Annotated in this window: 16 protein-coding genes; 12 read left to right on the plus strand and 4 right to left on the minus strand. The window is 66.9% G+C overall.

Annotated features, from left to right (window positions below):
* The first annotated feature begins 839 nt into the window (after window positions 1-839).
* Window positions 840-1,700, plus strand: coding sequence for a DUF8045 domain-containing protein (locus U7230_RS08755; RefSeq protein WP_324715465.1), 861 nt, complete (start codon window positions 840-842; stop codon window positions 1,698-1,700).
* A 654-nt stretch (window positions 1,701-2,354) separates the two neighbouring features.
* On the opposite strand, the gene U7230_RS08760 is transcribed toward U7230_RS08755, so the two are convergent.
* Complete coding sequence (locus U7230_RS08760) at window positions 2,355-3,629, minus strand: BREX system ATP-binding domain-containing protein (RefSeq protein WP_324715466.1); 1,275 nt, start codon at window positions 3,627-3,629, stop codon at window positions 2,355-2,357.
* A gap of 435 nt (window positions 3,630-4,064) precedes the next feature.
* Here U7230_RS08760 and U7230_RS08765 point away from each other — a divergent pair, with 435 nt between their 5' ends.
* The 5 genes from U7230_RS08765 (at window position 4,065) to U7230_RS08785 (ending at window position 8,173) form a co-directional block, all read left to right on the plus strand.
* Window positions 4,065-5,471 carry an IS1182 family transposase gene (locus tag U7230_RS08765; RefSeq protein WP_324718217.1) on the plus strand — a complete coding sequence of 469 codons (1,407 nt, stop codon included), beginning with the start codon at window positions 4,065-4,067 and terminating at the stop codon, window positions 5,469-5,471.
* Between the two features lie 26 nt (window positions 5,472-5,497).
* The gene (locus tag U7230_RS08770; RefSeq protein ID WP_324715467.1) at window positions 5,498-5,863 is read left to right on the plus strand and encodes an NUDIX domain-containing protein; all 366 of its coding nucleotides are present in this window, start codon (window positions 5,498-5,500) and stop codon (window positions 5,861-5,863) included.
* Window positions 5,864-6,789: 926 nt separating this feature from the next.
* Window positions 6,790-7,302, plus strand: coding sequence for a hypothetical protein (locus tag U7230_RS08775; RefSeq protein WP_324715468.1), 513 nt, complete (start codon window positions 6,790-6,792; stop codon window positions 7,300-7,302).
* 76 nt (window positions 7,303-7,378) lie between these two features.
* Window positions 7,379-7,795: a hypothetical protein gene (locus U7230_RS08780; protein ID WP_324715469.1), complete on the plus strand. Its 417-nt coding sequence runs from the start codon at window positions 7,379-7,381 to the stop codon at window positions 7,793-7,795.
* 63 nt (window positions 7,796-7,858) lie between these two features.
* Entirely contained in the window at window positions 7,859-8,173 is a 315-nt protein-coding gene (locus tag U7230_RS08785) for a hypothetical protein (protein ID WP_324715470.1), read from the plus strand.
* Window positions 8,174-8,258: 85 nt separating this feature from the next.
* Here the strand turns inward: U7230_RS08785 and U7230_RS08790 are convergent, their stop codons facing one another.
* Window positions 8,259-8,669, minus strand: coding sequence for a 3'-5' exonuclease (locus U7230_RS08790; RefSeq protein ID WP_324715471.1), 411 nt, complete (start codon window positions 8,667-8,669; stop codon window positions 8,259-8,261).
* A gap of 365 nt (window positions 8,670-9,034) precedes the next feature.
* Between U7230_RS08790 and U7230_RS08795 the strand changes: the two genes are divergently transcribed.
* Both U7230_RS08795 and U7230_RS08800 read left to right on the plus strand, forming a co-directional pair.
* The gene (locus U7230_RS08795; RefSeq protein WP_324715472.1) at window positions 9,035-10,534 is read left to right on the plus strand and encodes an IS110 family RNA-guided transposase; all 1,500 of its coding nucleotides are present in this window, start codon (window positions 9,035-9,037) and stop codon (window positions 10,532-10,534) included.
* A gap of 150 nt (window positions 10,535-10,684) precedes the next feature.
* Window positions 10,685-11,290 (plus strand): IS1634 family transposase N-terminal domain-related protein, encoded by a 606-nt coding sequence (locus tag U7230_RS08800; RefSeq protein ID WP_324715473.1) that lies wholly within the window; start codon window positions 10,685-10,687, stop codon window positions 11,288-11,290.
* On the opposite strand, the gene U7230_RS08805 is transcribed toward U7230_RS08800, so the two are convergent.
* On the minus strand, window positions 11,239-12,642 hold the full coding sequence (locus U7230_RS08805; RefSeq protein ID WP_324715474.1) for an IS110 family RNA-guided transposase: 1,404 nt from the start codon (window positions 12,640-12,642) through the stop codon (window positions 11,239-11,241). The two genes, U7230_RS08800 and U7230_RS08805, sit on opposite strands and share 52 nt — an antisense overlap.
* A 59-nt stretch (window positions 12,643-12,701) precedes the next feature.
* On the opposite strand from U7230_RS08805, the gene U7230_RS08810 reads away from it, so the two are divergent.
* Window positions 12,702-14,117, plus strand: a complete 1,416-nt coding sequence (locus U7230_RS08810; protein ID WP_324715475.1) for an IS1634 family transposase — start codon at window positions 12,702-12,704, stop codon at window positions 14,115-14,117.
* Between the two features lie 17 nt (window positions 14,118-14,134).
* On the opposite strand, the gene U7230_RS08815 is transcribed toward U7230_RS08810, so the two are convergent.
* On the minus strand, window positions 14,135-16,087 hold the full coding sequence (locus tag U7230_RS08815) for a UvrD-helicase domain-containing protein (protein WP_324715476.1): 1,953 nt from the start codon (window positions 16,085-16,087) through the stop codon (window positions 14,135-14,137).
* 812 nt (window positions 16,088-16,899) lie between these two features.
* On the opposite strand from U7230_RS08815, the gene U7230_RS08820 reads away from it, so the two are divergent.
* From U7230_RS08820 to U7230_RS08830, 3 genes are all read left to right on the plus strand, one after another.
* A complete protein-coding gene (locus U7230_RS08820; protein WP_324718218.1) occupies window positions 16,900-17,325 on the plus strand; it encodes an NUDIX domain-containing protein in 426 nt (141 codons plus the stop codon).
* A 117-nt stretch (window positions 17,326-17,442) separates the two neighbouring features.
* Window positions 17,443-17,691 carry an AbrB/MazE/SpoVT family DNA-binding domain-containing protein gene (locus tag U7230_RS08825; RefSeq protein ID WP_324715477.1) on the plus strand — a complete coding sequence of 83 codons (249 nt, stop codon included), beginning with the start codon at window positions 17,443-17,445 and terminating at the stop codon, window positions 17,689-17,691.
* Window positions 17,684-18,070, plus strand: a complete 387-nt coding sequence (locus U7230_RS08830; protein WP_324715478.1) for a type II toxin-antitoxin system VapC family toxin — start codon at window positions 17,684-17,686, stop codon at window positions 18,068-18,070. The genes U7230_RS08825 and U7230_RS08830 overlap by 8 nt, the downstream gene beginning before the upstream one ends.
* Window positions 18,071-18,088: the final 18 nt, after the last annotated feature.

Below are 18,088 nucleotides of genomic sequence, written 5' to 3' on the forward strand. Positions count from 1 at the left end.
TGCCGGATGGGACCTGCGCGCAGGAGCACGGGCTTAGCGAACAGGCCAGGGCGCACAAGATCGGCCACCTTGAGGTGGTGGCGCAGTATTTGGCGTCCGGGCGGGACCTGCTGCCCACTACCTTGGTGGGTGCGACGGAGGCGTACCTGACGACGTCCTTCTTCTGGACTTACGCGCGCCGCTACCCGTGCAGCCCGTCGGATGCCCAGACCCTTACGCTGGACGTGCGGCTACCGCCTACGTCACCACGTGGCCGAGCGGATTGGCCTCGCACCGAAAGCTTTCGCACCAAACGGCACGTGGCGCGGCCACGAGATGTCCGGAGCTCCGAGGTATATTGGAGTCGCACACAGGGGTGAGGCCGACGCGAGACCTGCTTCTTGCCAAACATGTTTTGAACGTGATGGTCAAATGGTGTAGTCGTAGGCGATAAGACAAGGCTTGGCTGCGACGATGCTTGCTTGTCCTTGATGACCTGGCTGCTCGGAACACCTTGGCAGAGGGGGCACTCCAGTAGTGAAGAAAGGCTTGCCGTCTCGGGAGGCGGCGTGGGATGCAATTAGGAAACTGGGGCGTTTCGGAGTAGATATGATTCCTTACCAGCGTACCGATCCCGTGACGGGCCAGAAAAAAGTGGTTCATCCGAAGGAAACCCAAGAAAACGACACGCCTGGACAACCCCGCGGGCACGCCTCCGAGTCTCACCGACCGATAGAGATTGACGGAGAAGAGAGATGGCCCAGTGCGCGTCCAGCGTCCGGCACCCGCTTTGGGCTGGCGCACTCAGGGTAAGAGCCAGCGTCACTATCCACCCAAACGAGTTAAGAGGGGCATGAGCTATGTATCGGCTCCGCTATTACTGCCCGGACGACGCTTACTGGAGGCAACAGGCTAACCAGCACGCGTGGGGGCAACACAAGGAGAAACTGCTCCTGTTGGAGAAGATACGCCTCGCCCACGGCATCGACTATGAACTTTTCCCGGTGCCCTCAACCCCTGACGGCTTCATCGACGAGAATGCCGAACGTGCCATCTACCAACAGCAGATTGTCCCAAGGGCCCGGTTGCTCATTCCGCGCCTGGAAGAGCGGTCTGTATCGCGCGCCTTTCGATCTCACGGCGGCAGAGGCCACTACTACGTAGTCCACCGCATCGCCGTTCTTGAGAACGGTGTGGTGGGCTGGGTGACTGGTACGAAAAGTAGCCGGCGTTTTGTTCCGGCGAACTCGACCGATACCAGCCGTCCGGAAGAGCTCTATTTCCTCGAAGCCCTTCTCGCCCAGGGGCCCGCGCTCCTTCGGGAGCTGTGTTTCCCTGTGCACAAGAGCCCGGAGCAGCGCCTTGTGGATTTGTTCTGCTCCTCCGGGGCCCTTGAGGGACCCTTCAGGCTGGGTGTCTGGCTCGCGGCGGGTAAACAGGTGGACCTGCTTTGCCAACGCCAGGGTGAGGCCTGGGTCCTGGAGGTCAAGCCGACGCTCACGTGGGAGGCATTTGGTCAAGCTGTGGGGTATAGGTGGCTCTTCTCCCAGGAGCACCCGGATGTTCGCGTCCACTGCGGAGTCGTATGTGGCGAGGGAGACTCGGTCATCGAGGCGGTCTGCGCCGCACCGGAGTTCGCCGTTACCGTCTTCGTACGGACGGACGATGGGTTCGAACAACGGGGGTTTGTTCGGGCTGCAGCGTGCCGTAGCAAGGACTAGCTCCGCGTCACGAGGTTGGCCATGCCCTGCACACGGTGCCTACCGGCGATTCCCGGCGGGTGCCGCCTTCGTTTATTCCTGCGTGGGAAGGGGCTTTTCGCAACACCCGTTCGGTGGTTCGGGAGCAGGACTGGCCAGACCGATTCGCGGACTGCTTCTCCGTTGCCGTCTCCTGCCGAACCCCGCTCGCCCGGGTCAATCCTCTGTGCCGGGTCATCCATCCGGGTGGCCAGGCTATGCTGTGGGCGTATTTCCGTCGGTTGACGCACGCGGCTCTACGCCACCGCGAACGGATGGTTGGGGGCCGATGGGACATGCCTTGGACGGCGGAGCGAAAGCGCGCTGTGTGTCGGGCGGCCGAAGCTGCGCGGTAACGGGACCCCAGCCAGTAATCCGGGCGCAGCCGGGCCAGCCCCAGGCTACGGTCGGCAAGCTGCGCCACGCTGGCAATAACCTCGCGTATGGCTGTCCTGGCGTCGGCCAGCTCGACCAGGGTGGGCCGCTGCCCTCAGGCGGCCAGGATGCGTGTGGCGACCCGGTCCGCCGTACCCAACTCCACCCGCTCGGCTTGCGGACCCAAGAGCTGGTGCAGCGACTGACAGCTCGACCCGATGATTAGGCGATTGCCCCAGGCCGTCTTGCCGGCCGCGCCGGTCAGGTTTGGGCCGACCGCTTCTGTTCAGCGAGGCGGTGAAGCTGCTCCAGCAACGACGCCGGGGTCACCGGATGGCCGCCATCGCGGGCCGCCGCGGCGGGCGATAGGTGCAGACGGTTGGGGTGCATCCTGGCAGCCGTCCAATAGCACTGCTCGATCTCCTGCTCGGAGAGCAGCGTGCGCGGGTCTTCCGGCGGGGTCTGAGTGGGGCGCCTTTGTTTCCACAACCCGTGATAGTAATCCACGTAGGCGTACGCGAAGTCCCGAGCGTCTACCACGCCCAGGATCTCCCGCAGCACCACCCGGGCTTCTTGCTTGAAGCCCAGCCGCTCAAACAGGGGGGAGTTGACGTCCTGCAGCTTGCGGGCGCCCTCGTCGGTGCACCCGGACACCACCAGTAACGCGAATCCCGTGGAGCCTCGCACGGCCTCATCGAAGAAGTAGCCGAGGTCATGGAGAAAAGGCAGGTACTGGGTCGACCTGCGCCCGCTGGCGAACACCGTCTCCAGCTCGTCCAGGCAGAGCAGGACCCCTTCCAGGACTCCCACGCTGCGGGCCAGACCGAGGAGGTCGCGAAGCACCCGGATCCCGTACGAGGCCGTGGCGATCCGCTGCCACACCCCCAGCCGGTGCCGCTCGCTTTGGGTCAAGGTTTGGCCCCGGATCCAGCGAGCAAAGAGAGCGCGCAGCTCGTCATACGAGGCACGCGCAGGGCGTGGCCCTTCAGGGTTGGCCGCCTCGACCAGCCTCTCCAGCGCATGGCGCAGGTCGTCCACCTCGACTCCGGCCTGACGCAACGGGTCCCGGACGGTTGCCGGCGCCCTGGCTAGCTGTCCCACCACGGCAGTCACCAGATCGGTCTCGCCACGGGCCGCGCACACCCGATCGGCTTGGTCGAGGACGGCGACCACGAGGTCAAACGCCTTGATCACACCGGTCTGGACGTAGACCAGAGCGAACGACCGCCCAGCCTGCGCACAAGCCCTCTCAAAGGCCCACAGGCAGTGACGCAGGAAGTGGGTCTTGCCGACGCCAGTCCGGCCCACGACGGCCAAGGCCCGCCGCTGAGGCTGGGGTTGAAGCAATTCGCCGGCGAGCCCGGCAAGCCGGGCGGTCGCGTGCTGCTGGTCGTGCAGGAGGTCCGAGATGACCGTACGGGCACGGGCCGGGGGAAACGGGTTTTGGGGCAGCCCAAAACGTTCCCAAAACGGGTCAGGCTTCTGCCACTCCGCGGCTAATACAGACGCTCTTAACTGCGCTTCGAGCGTGCTCATCGCTGTCTCAAAGAGCTTGTCTGAATCACCCATTACCTTTGACCCAGGGCGCGGTCTTGATAGACCGCTTCCGACCTGGTAGCCTCCGCCCTGCAGGCATTATAGCTAGGGCCTGGAAGGACCGGTCAGGGGGGATGAGAGCTACTCTGGAGACGGGTGGTGTCGGGTGTGACTGCCGGACGCGTGCCTGCACCAGAGCCCGGGGAGCGGGCGAAGTGGACGGCGTGGGACGCTGAGCCGATCAATCCGGAACCGCCGTTTGGCTGCACGGTAGTAGTTTACCGGCAGGGGCACCAGGGGCTAGAAGCGTGGTGAAAAGGTGGGGGGCCGAGCAGGTATTCGGGGGCGATCGGTGAACCCTCCCTCCAGAAGGGTTCGAGCTCGGGAGGCAGCGTCGTGATCGGGAAGACGGAGCCACAGGCGGACCTCTTCCAGATGGTGAGCCTGGAGGAGCTGGTGCCGCCCAACTACATCTTGCGCCGCATCGATGCGGCGGTGGACTTCTCCTTCATCCGCCAGCAGGTCGCCGACAAGTACGACGCCACCTGGGGACGGCCGTCCATCGATCCAGAGCTGACGCTGCGGCTGTATACGCTGGCGTATCTTTTCAACCTGTCGGAGCGAGGGGTCTGCCGGGAAACCCAGATGCACGCAGGGTTTCGGTGGTTTTGCCGGCTCGACTTCCACGACCCTGTCCCGGACCACTCGACCCTGGTCAAGACCCGCCAGCTCTGGGGTCGCGAAACTTTCCAGGCGGTCTTGCGGCACGTGGTAGCGCAGTGCATCGAAGCCGGGCTGGTGGACGGGCGCAAGGTCGGGGTGGACGGCACGCAGGTGCAAGCGAATGCCGCCATCACCAGCTTGGAGCCGTTGCCGCAACCTATCCCCTTGGAACGTTACATCCGCGAGCGACTCGAGCCGGAGGAGACGACCGAGCCGGCGGCGCCCGACCCTCCTCCTTCTCCGCCACCACGGAAGGCCGGTGATCCCGACTTTCACGGACAACGGTTTTCCAATGCGACGCACCGGTCGACGACGGACCCCGATGCTCGGCTGTATTGCAAGGGGGAACACCAGGAAGCGAAGCTGCGCTACCTCGTCCACAACCTGGTCGATTGGAAAAGCCGGGTCATTTTGGATACGGAAGCGACCCGGGCGGAGGGCCATGCTGAGCCTCGAGCTGCCCTGCAGATGCTGGATGCAACCCAAGCGCTGCCGTTGCGGCACGGGATCGACGAACTGCAAGCCGACAAGGGGTATGCCTCCAAGGCCTTTTGTGCAGCGCTTTTGGAGCGGGGCATCCGGCCCCGAGTGGGGCTGCCTCGAAGCCAAAACCATCCGGTGCCCATCCCCACCTGGCGCCGGTCGACGCGGGATCTCGCCACGTACCGCAAGCGCAAGCAGAAGGTGCAAGAGGCCCTGGCCCACAACGCAGTATGGGCCCTGCAAAGCGCCCAAACCCGTCGGGTGGCGGAGCGCCAGCGGGAGATCTGCGAGCACCTGTTTGCGGAAGCCAAGCAGTGGCACGGCCTGGACCGGGCTCGGGGCCGGGGGCTTGGCACCATGCAAACGCAGGCCTATCTGACGGCCTTCGTCCAAAACCTCAAGCGGCTGGTGGCGTGGGTGTTTCGCCGACGTCCAGCGGCCTCGGCCCATGCCTGGCTCAGAGCCGATGGGTTTGCCTGGGTTCCGTCGCTGGGCCTCGTACAGGACGTCAGGGGTCAAGCTCCCCATCGAGCCCCTTCCCGCACGAGCCCCCTGGATGATCGTCTGAGCCGCGCAGGCCATGACCTCATCCTCGCCATTCGGTGGGTTGCATCGTTCGCTGACGCCCTCGGGTAGCGGACTTTCTCACCAGGCTTCTAGAGGTGCTGCTGTTGCATCGCGCCGAGCATGGAGCGGAGTACGAAGGCGACTGGGCGTGGACGCCGCCCGCCGGCGGCCGCCTGCCCGGCGAAGCGCCCCTGAGCTGCGCCCTGCGCGAGCTTATCGAGGAAACCGGGCTGCACCTCTCTATGGAAGCCACCCCGTGCGGTACGGCCGACTGGGCCGTCTTCGTGGCCGAGGCGCCCCCTGAGGCGTCGGTCGTGCTGGACGCCGACCATGACCGGCATGAGTGGCTGCCGCCGGACGAGGCGGTAAGGCGCTGCCGCCCACAACGAGTCTCCATGGCGCTCGCGAGGGCAGTCGCGTGGATCCGCCACCGCGAGGGGCGGCAGACTGCATCGGGTTGAAGGGCGCCCACCGCAAGACTTTTCCGCAGTGTCGCCGTATGTGCGACAGGCTTGCCCCACCCTTGGCGGTAGGAGGACCTCGTCCGGCCACCCCGTAAGCGGTAAGGTACGCACGGAGTGTTTCGCCAGGAGGTGGAGCCGGCGGACCAGCGGGAAATCATCTCGCAGAGCGTGCGCAACGGAGAGTGGCTGAAGGCCGGACGCAACGTACCAGGAGAGCGGCTGCCGCTGGACGGAGTCAAGGGGGCTGGTGCGCAGGGGACTCTCCGGGTTCGTGAGTCATCTGGGAGAGCTTGCGCCCGTCCTACCATACCAAAGGCGCATCTTCCTGCTGGGAAGGGTGCTGGCTCCGGTGGAGCCCTACGCCCCGCAACTCGTGCCCGCCGCAAGCCCCGGTGGGCCTGCGAGCGGCAGCGGAGCCGGTCCCGCCGCCGGAGGCCTTTGACGGCGATTGGGCGTTGCTGCCATACTTGGTAGTGCACGGGGGGTGTGCAGCCGGTGTCGTGGGCAGGTCTCGGGGTAGCCGCGGCCGGGATTTTTGTCGTGGTACGGGCCGTGCGGGCGTGGGCGGAGGTGCGCCGGTACGGGCGGGAGATCGTAAGCCGCTTCGGCACGGTGCGTCACGCCCGAGGGGGCGGGGGTATCGCAGCCAGCCTGCCGGCTATCTCGGGCGCAGCCGCCAATCCGCAGGCCCGCCGCCGCGGGGGCGGCGAGGGAGCTTCGTCCCCGCACGGCGCCGTTCAACCGGCGGCTGCGGCCGCCGCGGTCGCTTCGCACCACCTCCCCTGGTGGCCGCCTACCCTGGACGCCGCCCTCGCCGGCCTCGACGAGATTGGCGCCCTCGGCGCCATCGACCCCCGTGTGGTCGAGGCGATGGATTTTGGCTCAAGCCTGAATTGTCGGACTTCAGCACCCTTCAGCAAACCGTGGCCCAGGCGTCGGCGAGCCCGGAGTTTGGCACATGGCTGGATACCCTGAAGGGGTACGTCGGCGAACAGGTGGCCGCCGACGTGCTCCGGTCGCAGGGAGCCGTGGTGGCGCTGACCGCCGCCCCCAACCAGCCCGAGTGGGACCTGCTGGTCAACGGCGAGCCGTACAACGTCAAGGTGGGCGTTGACCCTGAGCACGTCGCCCGCCACTTCCAGGAATACCCCGACGTGGGGGTCATCACGAGCCCGGAGCTGGCCGCGTACTTCCCCGAACACGCTGATCAAATCATCGCGCTTCCGGAGCTTTCCAACCCCGCCCTCGAGCACACCACCCAGCAGACGGTGGAAGCCATCGGCGAGGTCGGCTGGGACTTCCAGTGGCCGATCGTCACCTGGCGGCATCGGGGCTTCGGGAGCTCAACCTGCTCTTCTCGGGCAAGACCGACGTCCCGTCGAGCCTGCGCAACATCGCGCTGGACGCGGCCGACACGGGCGGGGGCGGGTGGATAGGAAGAAAGTTGGGGGCGGAGCTGGGCCTGGTCGTGGGAGGGCCCGTGGGCGCCTCATCGGTGGCATCGCCAGCGCCGTGGGCGGGGCGCTGGTGGGCCGTTCGCTCAGCAACCACGTCAAGACAGGGCCGCTGAGCGAGGCCATCGCCGACTTTGAAGTGGAGCGATCCCTGGCTCAAGACGAGCTTCGTCAGCGCTACCGCGGCTCGCAGCAGCAGACCCTGGCCCACATCCGTGCGGTAGAGGCAGAGCTGCGCCAGACGCTTAACCAACTGGAACAGGGCCACCGGGCCCGGGCAAGGGAAGCGAAGGCCGCCTTCCAACAGGCCGTGACGGCCTTCCTGGGTGCCGCGCCGAAGCGCCTGGAGGCGGCCGTCGCCCGTCTGTCCGATCAGGAGCAGGACGTCCTGCGGGCCATGCCCCGGTCCCCGTGGTGGGCGCGGGCGGTGTGGCCGGCGGCCCACGACCTGCGGTGGCGAGCCGTGCAGGTGTAGTTTGAGGGCGAGCGCCGGGCGCTGCGCCGGGCCGCCGTCGAAGCCGGCCACATCGCCGCCACCGTGCGCCCGGCCGACGTGGCCTACGAGCAGGTGCGGCGGCTTCTGCAGGACGTGCGCCTGCAGGTGCCGGAGCTGGCCGACACCGTCGCCCGGCTGCAGCAGGAGCACGCCCGCACCCTGGCCCTCATCGCCGTCGAGCGCCGGGAGGCGGCTCTGGAGGCCAAGGCGGCGGTGCGCGAGGCGGGCGCGCGCATCGCTCCGTTCATCGGGGAGCAGGCCCGGCAGCTCAACGCCTGGGCCAGGGAGCGGGCCGCCGAACTGCGGGCCCTGCGCCGCCGGGTCGACGAGGAGGCCGCCCGCCTGGGGCTTGCGTAGCCGCCGCTGCGGGGTGCGCAAAACTGACCGGGCTGCCCGTCCCCATCTTCGCCTTGCCATCGGGCTCGGCACGTGCCTTACGCCTCTACCGCGCCCCCTTCTCCTGCGCCCACCATCGGGGTTCCAGCAGCTTCACGAATGGCGACGGCCGCGCTGCGCTATAGAGCACCAAAAGGCCACGCATCGCCCTGGTCATGGCCACAAAGAGTAGCCGCGCCTGCGCCTGCAGATACTCCCGCCGCTCGTCACCGGTCGCATCGCCCGGCACCATGGGCAATATGCCTTCTTCCAGCCCGACGACCACCACGATGGGAAACTCAAGCCCCTTGGCGCTGTGGATGGTCATCACCTTGACCTCGCCAGTGCGAAGGTCGACCTTGCGGCCGTGCATGTAGACGGCACGCATGCCCCGGGCAACCAACTCCTGCGCAGCCTTCTCCGCCATGGCGTTGGTCGGCGCCAGCACAGCGACCGTACCCGCCCCGAGTTGAAACATCTTGTATGATCCCCCGTGGGCTCCCTCCCGCGACGACGAGAGGCCGTAGCGTTGGGGAGGGGGCGCGGGGGAACCCCTTGTGGAAACTGTGGATACTGGGGAGAACGCTTGGGGCGGCAGGTCCGGGCAAGCCAATGCGCTAACCGCTTGCCAGGGGCGGGAAGTGACGGACGGTTACGAACTAGCAGGGCTGAAGGCCCTTTGCGCCAGTATGTCGGCTTCCCACCTCCTGTTCGGGCCCGATTAGAGAGCATGGGCGGACCTGCCGCCTTTCTTGCAGCAGGGAGCGCCTCATCACGCACAAGTTGGGGCGGACAGGGGTTGGGGAAGAGCTCCCGCCTACTTCGTAACGAACGGAGGTTAGCATGAAGACCTGGACCGTCGGCGTGGACGTAGGGGTGCGATCCACGCACCGCGCAGAAGTCGTTGACGAGCGCTTCGAGCCCGTCTTTCACGCCCGCTTCACCACCCATCCGGAGGCCATCGACCGCTTCTTGCACGAGCTGGCGTCGCGCAAACCCGCGGAGGTGAGTGTCCGCTTCGTGCTGGAGCCCACCGGGTCGGTCTGGAAGACGCTCGCGGCCTATCTGGTAGCGCGGGGTTACGCCGTCTACCAGGCCACGCCCACCGAGGTGCATGGCATGCGGGCTGCCATGGGCCACCGCCATCGCAAGACGGACAAGCTCGACGCGCTCGCCCTGGCCAAGCTGCCGGCTGTGGCTCCGGAGCGGATCCGGCCGGTCCTCCTTCCGCCCGACCCGCGCTGGGAGCAACTGCAGCGTGGGGTGCGGCGGGAACACAAGCTGGCCCGGCGCATCGCCAACAGCACCAACGAGCTGCAGGCCCTTCTGGATGAGGCGATTCCGGGCCTGGCCTCGTTGTTTCCCGATCCAGCCCAGCCGCTGGCCCAGGCCATCTACCGCTACTGGTCGCATCCGGGGCGCCTGGCCCGCCAGGCCCCCGAGAAGCTGGCCCGAACGCTGACGCGCCAGTCGGGGCGTCCCGTTTCGGTCGAGGAGGCGGCCACCCTGGTGGAACTCGCCCGGCAGGCCGTCGCCCTCGGGCGGGCGCAGGAGCCCGCCGCCTCGGCCCTTTGCCGGGAGATCGCCTGCGAACTCCGTCTGTTCAACCTCTTGACCCAAGAGCAGCGGCAGGTCCAGGCCGAGAACTACGCGCTCTACCGCGACCTTGACCCCCAGGGCCACGTCCAATCCCTACCGGGCGTCGGGGAGGTGGCCGCTCCCGCCTTGCTGTCCTTGAAGCCACTGGTGGACCGGCTGCCCAAGACGCGGCAGCTCCGCGCGTACAGCGGCTACGTGCCGAAGGTGGAGCAATCGGGACAACGGGTCGGGCATCCCCGCATGAGCAAGGCAGGGCCGGCGTGGCTCAAACGCATCCTCTACATGGCCGCCGACGCCGCCCGCCGGGTCGATCCCCAACTGGCCCAGGTTTACCGCCGGGCCATGATGGAAAAGGGCGCACCCCACACCAAAGCGGTCTGCGCCGTGGTGCCTCACCTCCTCGACCGACTCTTCTGCGTCCTGAAGGAGAACCGCCCCTACGAGTTTCGGGATCTCGCTCAGCAGCCCGTGGAGCGGACCGAGGCCCGGGCCCTGGCGCAGGCACTGGCGGTGCCGGAGGAGGTGCGCCGTCGGCTGCGCGTGCGCCAAAAGGCCATGGACCAGCACCGAAGGGGGCCGTCACGACGCGAGGGGCATCGCCCGGAAGGCCCAGGCGATCCCCAACGAGAGCGGCCCCCTGCCCTCAGCGTACCGATGCAGACGCCGGGGAGCAACGCCTTGGGCATCGAACGGGTGGCGCGAAGCGCTACACGAGGGCCCTTGGCTTGTAAGGCAACCCCTTGACAGGCGCCTTAGACCGAAGTTTCGATTTCCTCAACTCGTCCGCGTACCGGTATGATGCGGCTTCTATCTATCCAGAGACCCGGAAACGTATACAGTAAACATGCCGAGGATGGCTTGAGCGTTTGCGGCAACCTGTGATATCCTCTGGCCATGGCGAAACACCAAGGCGGGCTCTACGTCGCCGCCATCCGCCACCGCTACAAGGACCGGGTCTACGTCACCCACCTGCTCCGGCGGGTCTACCGGGAAGAGGGCCGGGTGAAGCAGGAGACCCTCGCCAACCTGAGCCATCTCCCGGCAGCGGCCATCGAAGCGGTCCGGGCCTGCCTGCGCGGGGAGCCACTGGTGCCGATCGGGCAGGCCCTCGAGATCGTCCAGACCCGCCCTCACGGCCACGTCGCCGCGGTGCGGGCCATGGTGCACCGGCTCGGCCTGCCGGAGATGCTCGATCCCCGGCCGTCGTTCCAGCGCAATCTCGTGGAGGCCCTCCTCGTCAGCCGCATCGTGCACCCCCAGCCCAAGCTCTCCACCCTGGGCTGGTGGGAGACGACCACATTGGCCGAGGATTTGGGCCTGGAGCAGGCGACCAAGGACGACGTCTACTTCGCTCATGACTGGCTGCTGGCCCGAAAGGACCGGGTCGAAGCCCGGCTGGCCCGACGCCACCTGAGCGAGCGCAGCCTGGTGCTGTATGGCGCTCTCTGTCAAGGTCCGGGTTGTGGAAAACCTCTGGCCTGGTCGGAGACTTGCGCATAGCTCCGCAGATTGGGTACGGTAACGGTGCCGGGACGGCCAAGGCTATGAAAGTTCCTCCCATTGAGGGACGTGCCACCCGTTCCCGGCGCTTGCTTTTGTAGGCGGGCTGCGATGGACGCCTGGACCCGGGCGGGATCGTAGGGCTTGCCTTCCTGCAGCATCGCGTAGACGATGTCCGACATCCGCCGGGCCACTCGCTTGATGGCCTCCACCGGCCGTAGCCCCCGCTGGCGGCAACACTCGTAGTAGGCGCGAGCCAAAGGATCGTGGCGGACGGCTGCAAAGGCCATCAGCCACATGGCGCGCTTGAGGCGATGGTTGCAGTTGCGCCGCGCAGTGTGGCGTTCTTTGCCGCCGCTGCTGTGAGAGGCTGGTGCGGTGCCGTTGTATTTGGCGAAGGCATGGCGGGAGCGGAAGCGGCGGATGTCGCCGGTCTCACCCAGGATCGTGGCCGCCAGCACCGTGTCCACGCCGCGAAGCGTCTGCAGGTGCTGTCCCGTACGGGGCAGCAGGTCGTTTTCCAGCAGGCGCTTGAGGCGCAACGTGCGCTCGTGAGAGGTCAGAAGCTCCTCGCACAGCTGGCGGATGAGCTCCGCCCGCAGGAGCAGAGCCGGGGTCTTGGGAAGCCTCCGCACCGGCTCCGTGGCCTCCAGGATGGCCCGGGCCCGTTGCTCCAAGACGGCCCTGCGCTGCTCGCGGCGATGAGGCCCGATGCGGCCTTCGGAGAGTTCCAGCAGGATGTGGGCCAGCTGGGCGACGGAGAGGTCGTTCAAATCCTGCGGGAGGGGGAAGCGGTGGAAAAACCGCAGGGCCCAGGGCCGCCCGAGTTTGCCGAAGCATTGCTCGTAGCTGGGCAGGTAGGTCGTGGTGAGCAGCTGGTGGAGGCGGTTGAGGGCGCGGGTTCGCTGGTGGGCCAGGTCCTCCAGCATGCGAGCGGCTTCTCGAAGGGTGGCTGCGTCGATGCTGGCCTCGGTGGCGTCGGGGAGCTCGTCGGCCTTGCGCAATACGACTGCGGCGATGGCTCGGGCATCCACGAGGTCGGTCTTATCTTGCCCGTAAAAGTCCTTCTGCCGGCGGGTCCACAGGGGGTTGACGACCCGAACCTGGCGCCCTTTGGCCTGCAGCACCCTCATCCAGGACTGGCCGTACTGGCGGTGATCTTCGATGCCGTAAACCAGGACGGCCCGGTGGCGGACGGCCAGCTGCTCGAGGCGGGCGTCGAGGGCTTCCATCGCCTGCAGGTCATGGGGCACCTGCTCTTCGAGGACGATCCGGTCGGGGTAGAGGACGGCGACGACGCCGTGGACATGCTTGGCGGGATCGATGCCAACGGCCAGCAGTCGTTGCGGCAAACTGGTCTCCCCCTTTTGCGCAGGTTTGGCCCGACCCGTGCACTCAGGTATCGCAAGCGTTGGGCGCAGCGCTCTCTCGTCACCGGACCGGGCCCTTTGGGAGGAGGTGGCCCGCATACAGCAGCCTTGGTTGGCACGACCTCACGAAGCCCTGCCTCCCCCCGAAGACCCTTTTTCGAGGAACCGGGCGGAGGTCATGTCGCCCCTGGGGGGGTCCGATCTCCTCCGGTCGGTTCCGGAGGGATCTTGTCATACCTGACGTGACCTCCACCTACTACGAGGGGAGCCACTGTCCCCTGGCCGCCTTCGGCCACAACCGGGACGGGAAGCGAGGCAAGCGCCAGATCGTCTTCGGGATCCTCACCGACCGGGAAGGGCGGCCGGTCGGGGTCGACGTCTACCGGGGCAACACGAGCGACCCGAAGACGGTCGGCGACCAGGTGCGCAAGCTGCGGGAGCGCTTCGGCCTGCGCCGAGTGGTCCTGGTCGGCGACCGGGGGATGCTCACCCAGGCGCGCATCGAGGCGCTCCGGGACGTCGACGGGATCGCGTGGATCAGCGCCTTGCGGGCGCCGGCGTTGCAGCGGCTCATGGCGCAAGGGGCTATCCAGATGTCGCTGTTCGACCAGCAGGACCTGGCCGAGATCACCTCGCCGGACTACCCGGGCGAGCGGCTCATCGTCTGCCGCAACCCTTACTTGGCCGAGGAGCGCCGACGCAAGCGCGGGGAGCTTTTGGATGCCATGGAGAAGGATCTGGCGCGTCTGGCCCGCCGGGTGGCGGCCGGGCGGCTGAAGCGGGCGGTGAAGATCGCCGAGGCGGTGGGCCGCATCGAGCAAAAGCACAAGATGGGCAAGCACTTCCGCTGGGAGGTGGGCGAGGGGCGCTTTGCCTACCGGCGCGACCCGGCCTCCATCGAGGAGGAGGCGGCCCTGGACGGCTTCTACGTGATCCGCACCTCGGTGCCTTCCGACGATCTTTCGGCTCCCGAGGTGGTGCTCGCCTACAAGAGCCTCCGCCACGTGGAGCGGCTCATCCGCACCATCAAGACGGTGCTCCTCAAGGTGCGACCCATCCACCACTGGACGGAAGACCGGGTGCGGGCCCATATCTTCTTGTGTGTGCTGGCGAGCTACGTCGAATGGCACCTGCGGGAGGCCTGGGCCCCCTTCTTGTTCGACGACGAGGAGCCAGGGGCTCATGAAGACGGCTCCCCGGTCCGCCCCGCCGTGCGCTCGGAAGCGGCGCAGGCCAAGGCCCAGACCCGCCAGACGCCGGAGGGCTGGCCGGTGCAGAGCTTCAGCTCGTTGCTCGACCGCCTGGCCACGGTCGCGCGGCACAAGATCCGCCTCCCGGCCCGGCCCGAGGCCACGCTTTACGACCAGGTCACCACCCCGGACGCCTTCCAGCGGGAACTCCTGGTCCGGGTCGGGCTCCGGTCCCTGGTGGCGGGTAGACAGAAAGCTTCGGCCTGAAACCCGAGCAAACGGCGTCACGACGGAGATTCCCTCTTCCCCAATTTGAGCAACTTCCGCTTAGAGCACTGGCACGCCCGCCGGATGTACGAAACGGCCCGGTCATACTGCTCCGCCTCCGTCCGATATCCCATCAGGACCGGCGGAGGACCGTCGTGAACGCACTCACGTACCAGCGCCTCGGCGTCAGCCAAGGCCCGCCGCCCGGACGGCGACAAGGGCCCGCCCACCATCGGGGTGCCGGCGCCAGCGCCACCTCCATCATCCGCCCCCCACGCCGCTCGCAAAAACGCGGACGCTGCCTGCGCGATGGACTGGGCCAAGCGGTAATTGCGCCGGAGCACCACGCTTCGGCCGCGCAGACGCAACCTCGCACTCACCTGGTGCCAGCTCACGCCCCGGGCATAGAGGGATTGATTGATGTCTGCGGTCAAATAGAGCCCTGACGGGTCTTGGCTCAGTTCTGAAAGGAGCGATAACGCGACGGGGGTGAGGTCCTGGGCCTCGTCCACCACCACGGCGTCATATCGAAACGCATATTGGCCGCCCTTCACCAGCTCTAGCGCCCGGCGGCGCACTTGACCCCACGTGACCGCCTCGGGGCTGCGCTCCCGAAGGCGCCGAAGGAACGCTTCGTACAGCGCCCATACGGCCCTGCGCTGCTCGGGCCGCAGGGCGACTTCACGTCCGGCGCGATCCACGGCCAGGTACTCTTCTACCGAGGAGAGAGCCCGCCCGTCAATGACCCACTCAAACTCCTCGAGCCAGTAATCCGGGCGCAGCCGGGCCAGCCCCAGGCTGCGGTCGGCAAACTGCGGCACGCTGGCGATAGCCTCGCGGACGGCCGTCCTGGCGTCGGCCAGCTCCACGACCGTGGGCCGCTCCCCTGAGGCGGCCAGGATCCGCATGGCGACCCGGTCCGCTGTATCCACGTCCACACACTCGGCTTGTGGGCCAAGGAGCTGTTCGAGCAACTGACGGCTCGACCGGATGAGCGAGTTGGTGTAGGTGGTAAACAGGATGCGCGGCTTGCCGCGAGGGCCCGTGCTGTCCGGTGACCAGCGGTCCACCAGCTCTTTAACCCGGTACAGAGCCACAGTGCTCTTGCCCGTGCCCGGCCCCCCGCGAATGAGCGAGGGCCCCGCCACTCGCCAGTCCGCGAGCTTCCTTTGCTCCTCGTCCAGGTGTAGCAAGAAGTCCAGGAGTTCACCTTCGCGGTAGCGAAGTAGGTCTGACACCTGCTGGACCTCGTAGAGAGGATCTTCTATGGCCTTGGGAAGATTGATGTAAAGGTTGTCAATGACGACGGCCAGCAGGTCCGGCGGCACGTCCGCTTCAAGAAGCTCGTCCTCGGTGCGGCACGCGATGAGCTTGGGGTGGTGCTCGGCCGGGACGCCCAGATCCGCCAGCCACTTCGCATCGATCCGCCGGGGCAGCGGCGCGGACGGGGCCTTGGTGCGGCGACCGCCTGTCTCCCGGTCCTCCGCCACCTGGCGCGCCAGTTGCTCAGCCCATGCCTCCCAGTCGAAGGCGGGCCGCACCCCACCGCCCTTCGCAGGTGCAGCGGCCCCTTCCTCGGTCCCGACCCCCTCGACGGCGCCGGCGCCCACGGCTTCGGTGCGAGCCGAGCAACGCTCCACCCGCAGCTCCCGAACGACCCGCTTGAGATCCTCCAAGCCCCGGTAAGCCTTGTCCCTGGATTCGATGGCGAGCACCTGAACGGTGCGGCTGTCGAACGCGTACAAAATCCGGAGGTCGCCGGCCCTTACCCGATAGACGTGCTCTATCTCCTCAAGTTTCACCTTGCTCCGGCCATCCGGAACCGGGTCGTAGAGGAGTTGGCCGATCCGCTCAATGAGTCCGGGCATATCTTCCGGGCGGATCCCTCGGATCTGGTATTTCGCGGAGCGTGCGAACAGCAGCTTGCGCTGGAAGAGGCCGTGCAGGTACGGTTGCCCTGTCGTCCCCATACCACCTCGCCCCACCGCTCCAGAGGCTCGATGACCGCCGCCGACGAAGGCAAGCCAATGCAAAGGACGCCAGCGACCTTGAACCGTCCCGAAGTCAACCACGAGCAGTATGGCCACTGCAGGGACGGATCGTCAAGCGCAGATACGCGATTGCTCCGGGCCGTCCTGTTGGCCGCACGGAGCGGGTTTGGGAAAGTCTTCCGGATGGGTCCCACAGCCAGTGACGCGGTTAAAGGGCTGCCCAGATGATCGTTCAGGTTGGCGCGCGCTGCGGCCCGTTCGAGAAAGGCGTATCCGTTCACGCCCCGAGCCGTGCCCATAACGATCCACGAAATAAACTATTAAGTTTGAGGCGGATGGGGCCGGGGGAGAGACTACGAGCGCTTGGGTCAAAACGAACTACGGCACGGTCCACGTTAAATGTACACTGAATGCTGACGAATCGAAGACAAGGGTTTGGCAACCAGTCCTTGAGCGGCTAATCGAGAAGGCCTACACCTCGAAAAGCGAGTGACCGTACCTGGGCTTGCGTCAGGTTCCTGCGGATTGGGGCAAGACTTCAGTACCTGGTCCGTACAACGGTTACGAGACGCGCCCCTTGGACTGATGGGGACGGTACTACAGTAGCAGCCGAAGGAGTGACCGGCGGGGCGTCACTTCTTGCGCCAACGCTATCCGCGGCCGCACTCCGGGGAGTAGCGGTGTCGGGTGTGACTGCCGGACGCGTGCCTACACCAGAGCCCGGGAAGCGGGCGGAGTGGACGACGTGGGACGGCAAACCGGTCAGTTCAGAACCGCCATTTGGCTGTGTGGTGGTAGTCTACCGGCACGGGCACGAGGGGCTAGAGGTGCTGGTGTTGCACCGGGCCCAGCATGGGCCGGAGTACGAAGGCGACTGGACGTGGACGCCGCCCGCCGGCTGTCGCCTGCCCGGAGAAGCGCTGCGGCGTTGCGCCCTGCGCGAACTGAATGAGGAGACCGGGCTACACCTCTCTCTCGAAGCCACCCCGTGCGGTACGGCCGAATGGCCCGTCTTTGTGGCCAAGGCGCCGCCTCGGGCACAGATTGTGCTGGATGCCGAGCATGACCGGCATGAGTGGCGGCTGCCGGACGACGCGGTGAGGCGCTGCAGCCCCGAACGAGTGTCCATGGCACTGGCCAGGGCCATGGCGTGGCTCCGGGACCGCGAAGGCCGTAACTCTGCATCAACCGGGTCGTGGGGCTCGCCGGGTTCGTGAGCCGTCTGCGGGAGCTTGCTCCCGTGTCGGGGCATTGCCATAGTCGTCCTCGCATGGTATCATGCCGGTGAGATGACATAGCCAGCCGGTTATGGCGGATGGTCTGGGGCGTGTCACATGAAGGCGGTCAGGGTCAAACTTGGTAAGGGGGGGCGGCTCGTGATCCCCGCCGAGTACCGAAAGACGCTCGGGCTTCGGGTGGGGGACGAGGTCATGGTACAGTTGGCGGGTGACGAGCTCCGGATATTCGCCGTCCGAGGCGCTGTCCGCTACGCGCAAGCGCTTGTGCGCCAGTATGTGGCAGCGGAGCGGTCGCTGGCGGATGAGCTGATTCGCGAGCGGCGCCAGGAGGCGTCGGATGAGTAAGTGGGTCCTGGACGCCTCGGCGCTCCTCGTGCTATTGAGCCGGGAGCCCGGCAGCGACCAGGTGGAGGCGGCCCTGGCCGATGGGGCGTCGGTCACGACGGTCAACCTGTCGGAGGTCGTGGCCAAACTGAGTGACGTGGGCATGTCGGAGGAAGCCATTCGCCAGGCGTTAGGCGCCCTACCGCTAACGGTCGTGGACTTCGATGAAGATCTGGCCTATCGTGCAGGCCGGTTGCGGCCGGCGACCCGGGGGGCAGGGTTATCCCTCGGGGATCGGGCCTGCCTTGCCTTGGCCCGGCGAATGGGTGTGCCGGCCGTGACCGCAGACCGTGGTTGGACGACGCTCGAGGTCAACGTCGCCATTCGGTCTGTCAGATAACCGTCGGGGGATTTCACC

This window comes from Limnochorda sp. L945t (assembly GCF_035593305.1).
GTDB lineage: Bacteria > Bacillota > Limnochordia > Limnochordales > Geochordaceae > Carboxydichorda > Carboxydichorda subterranea.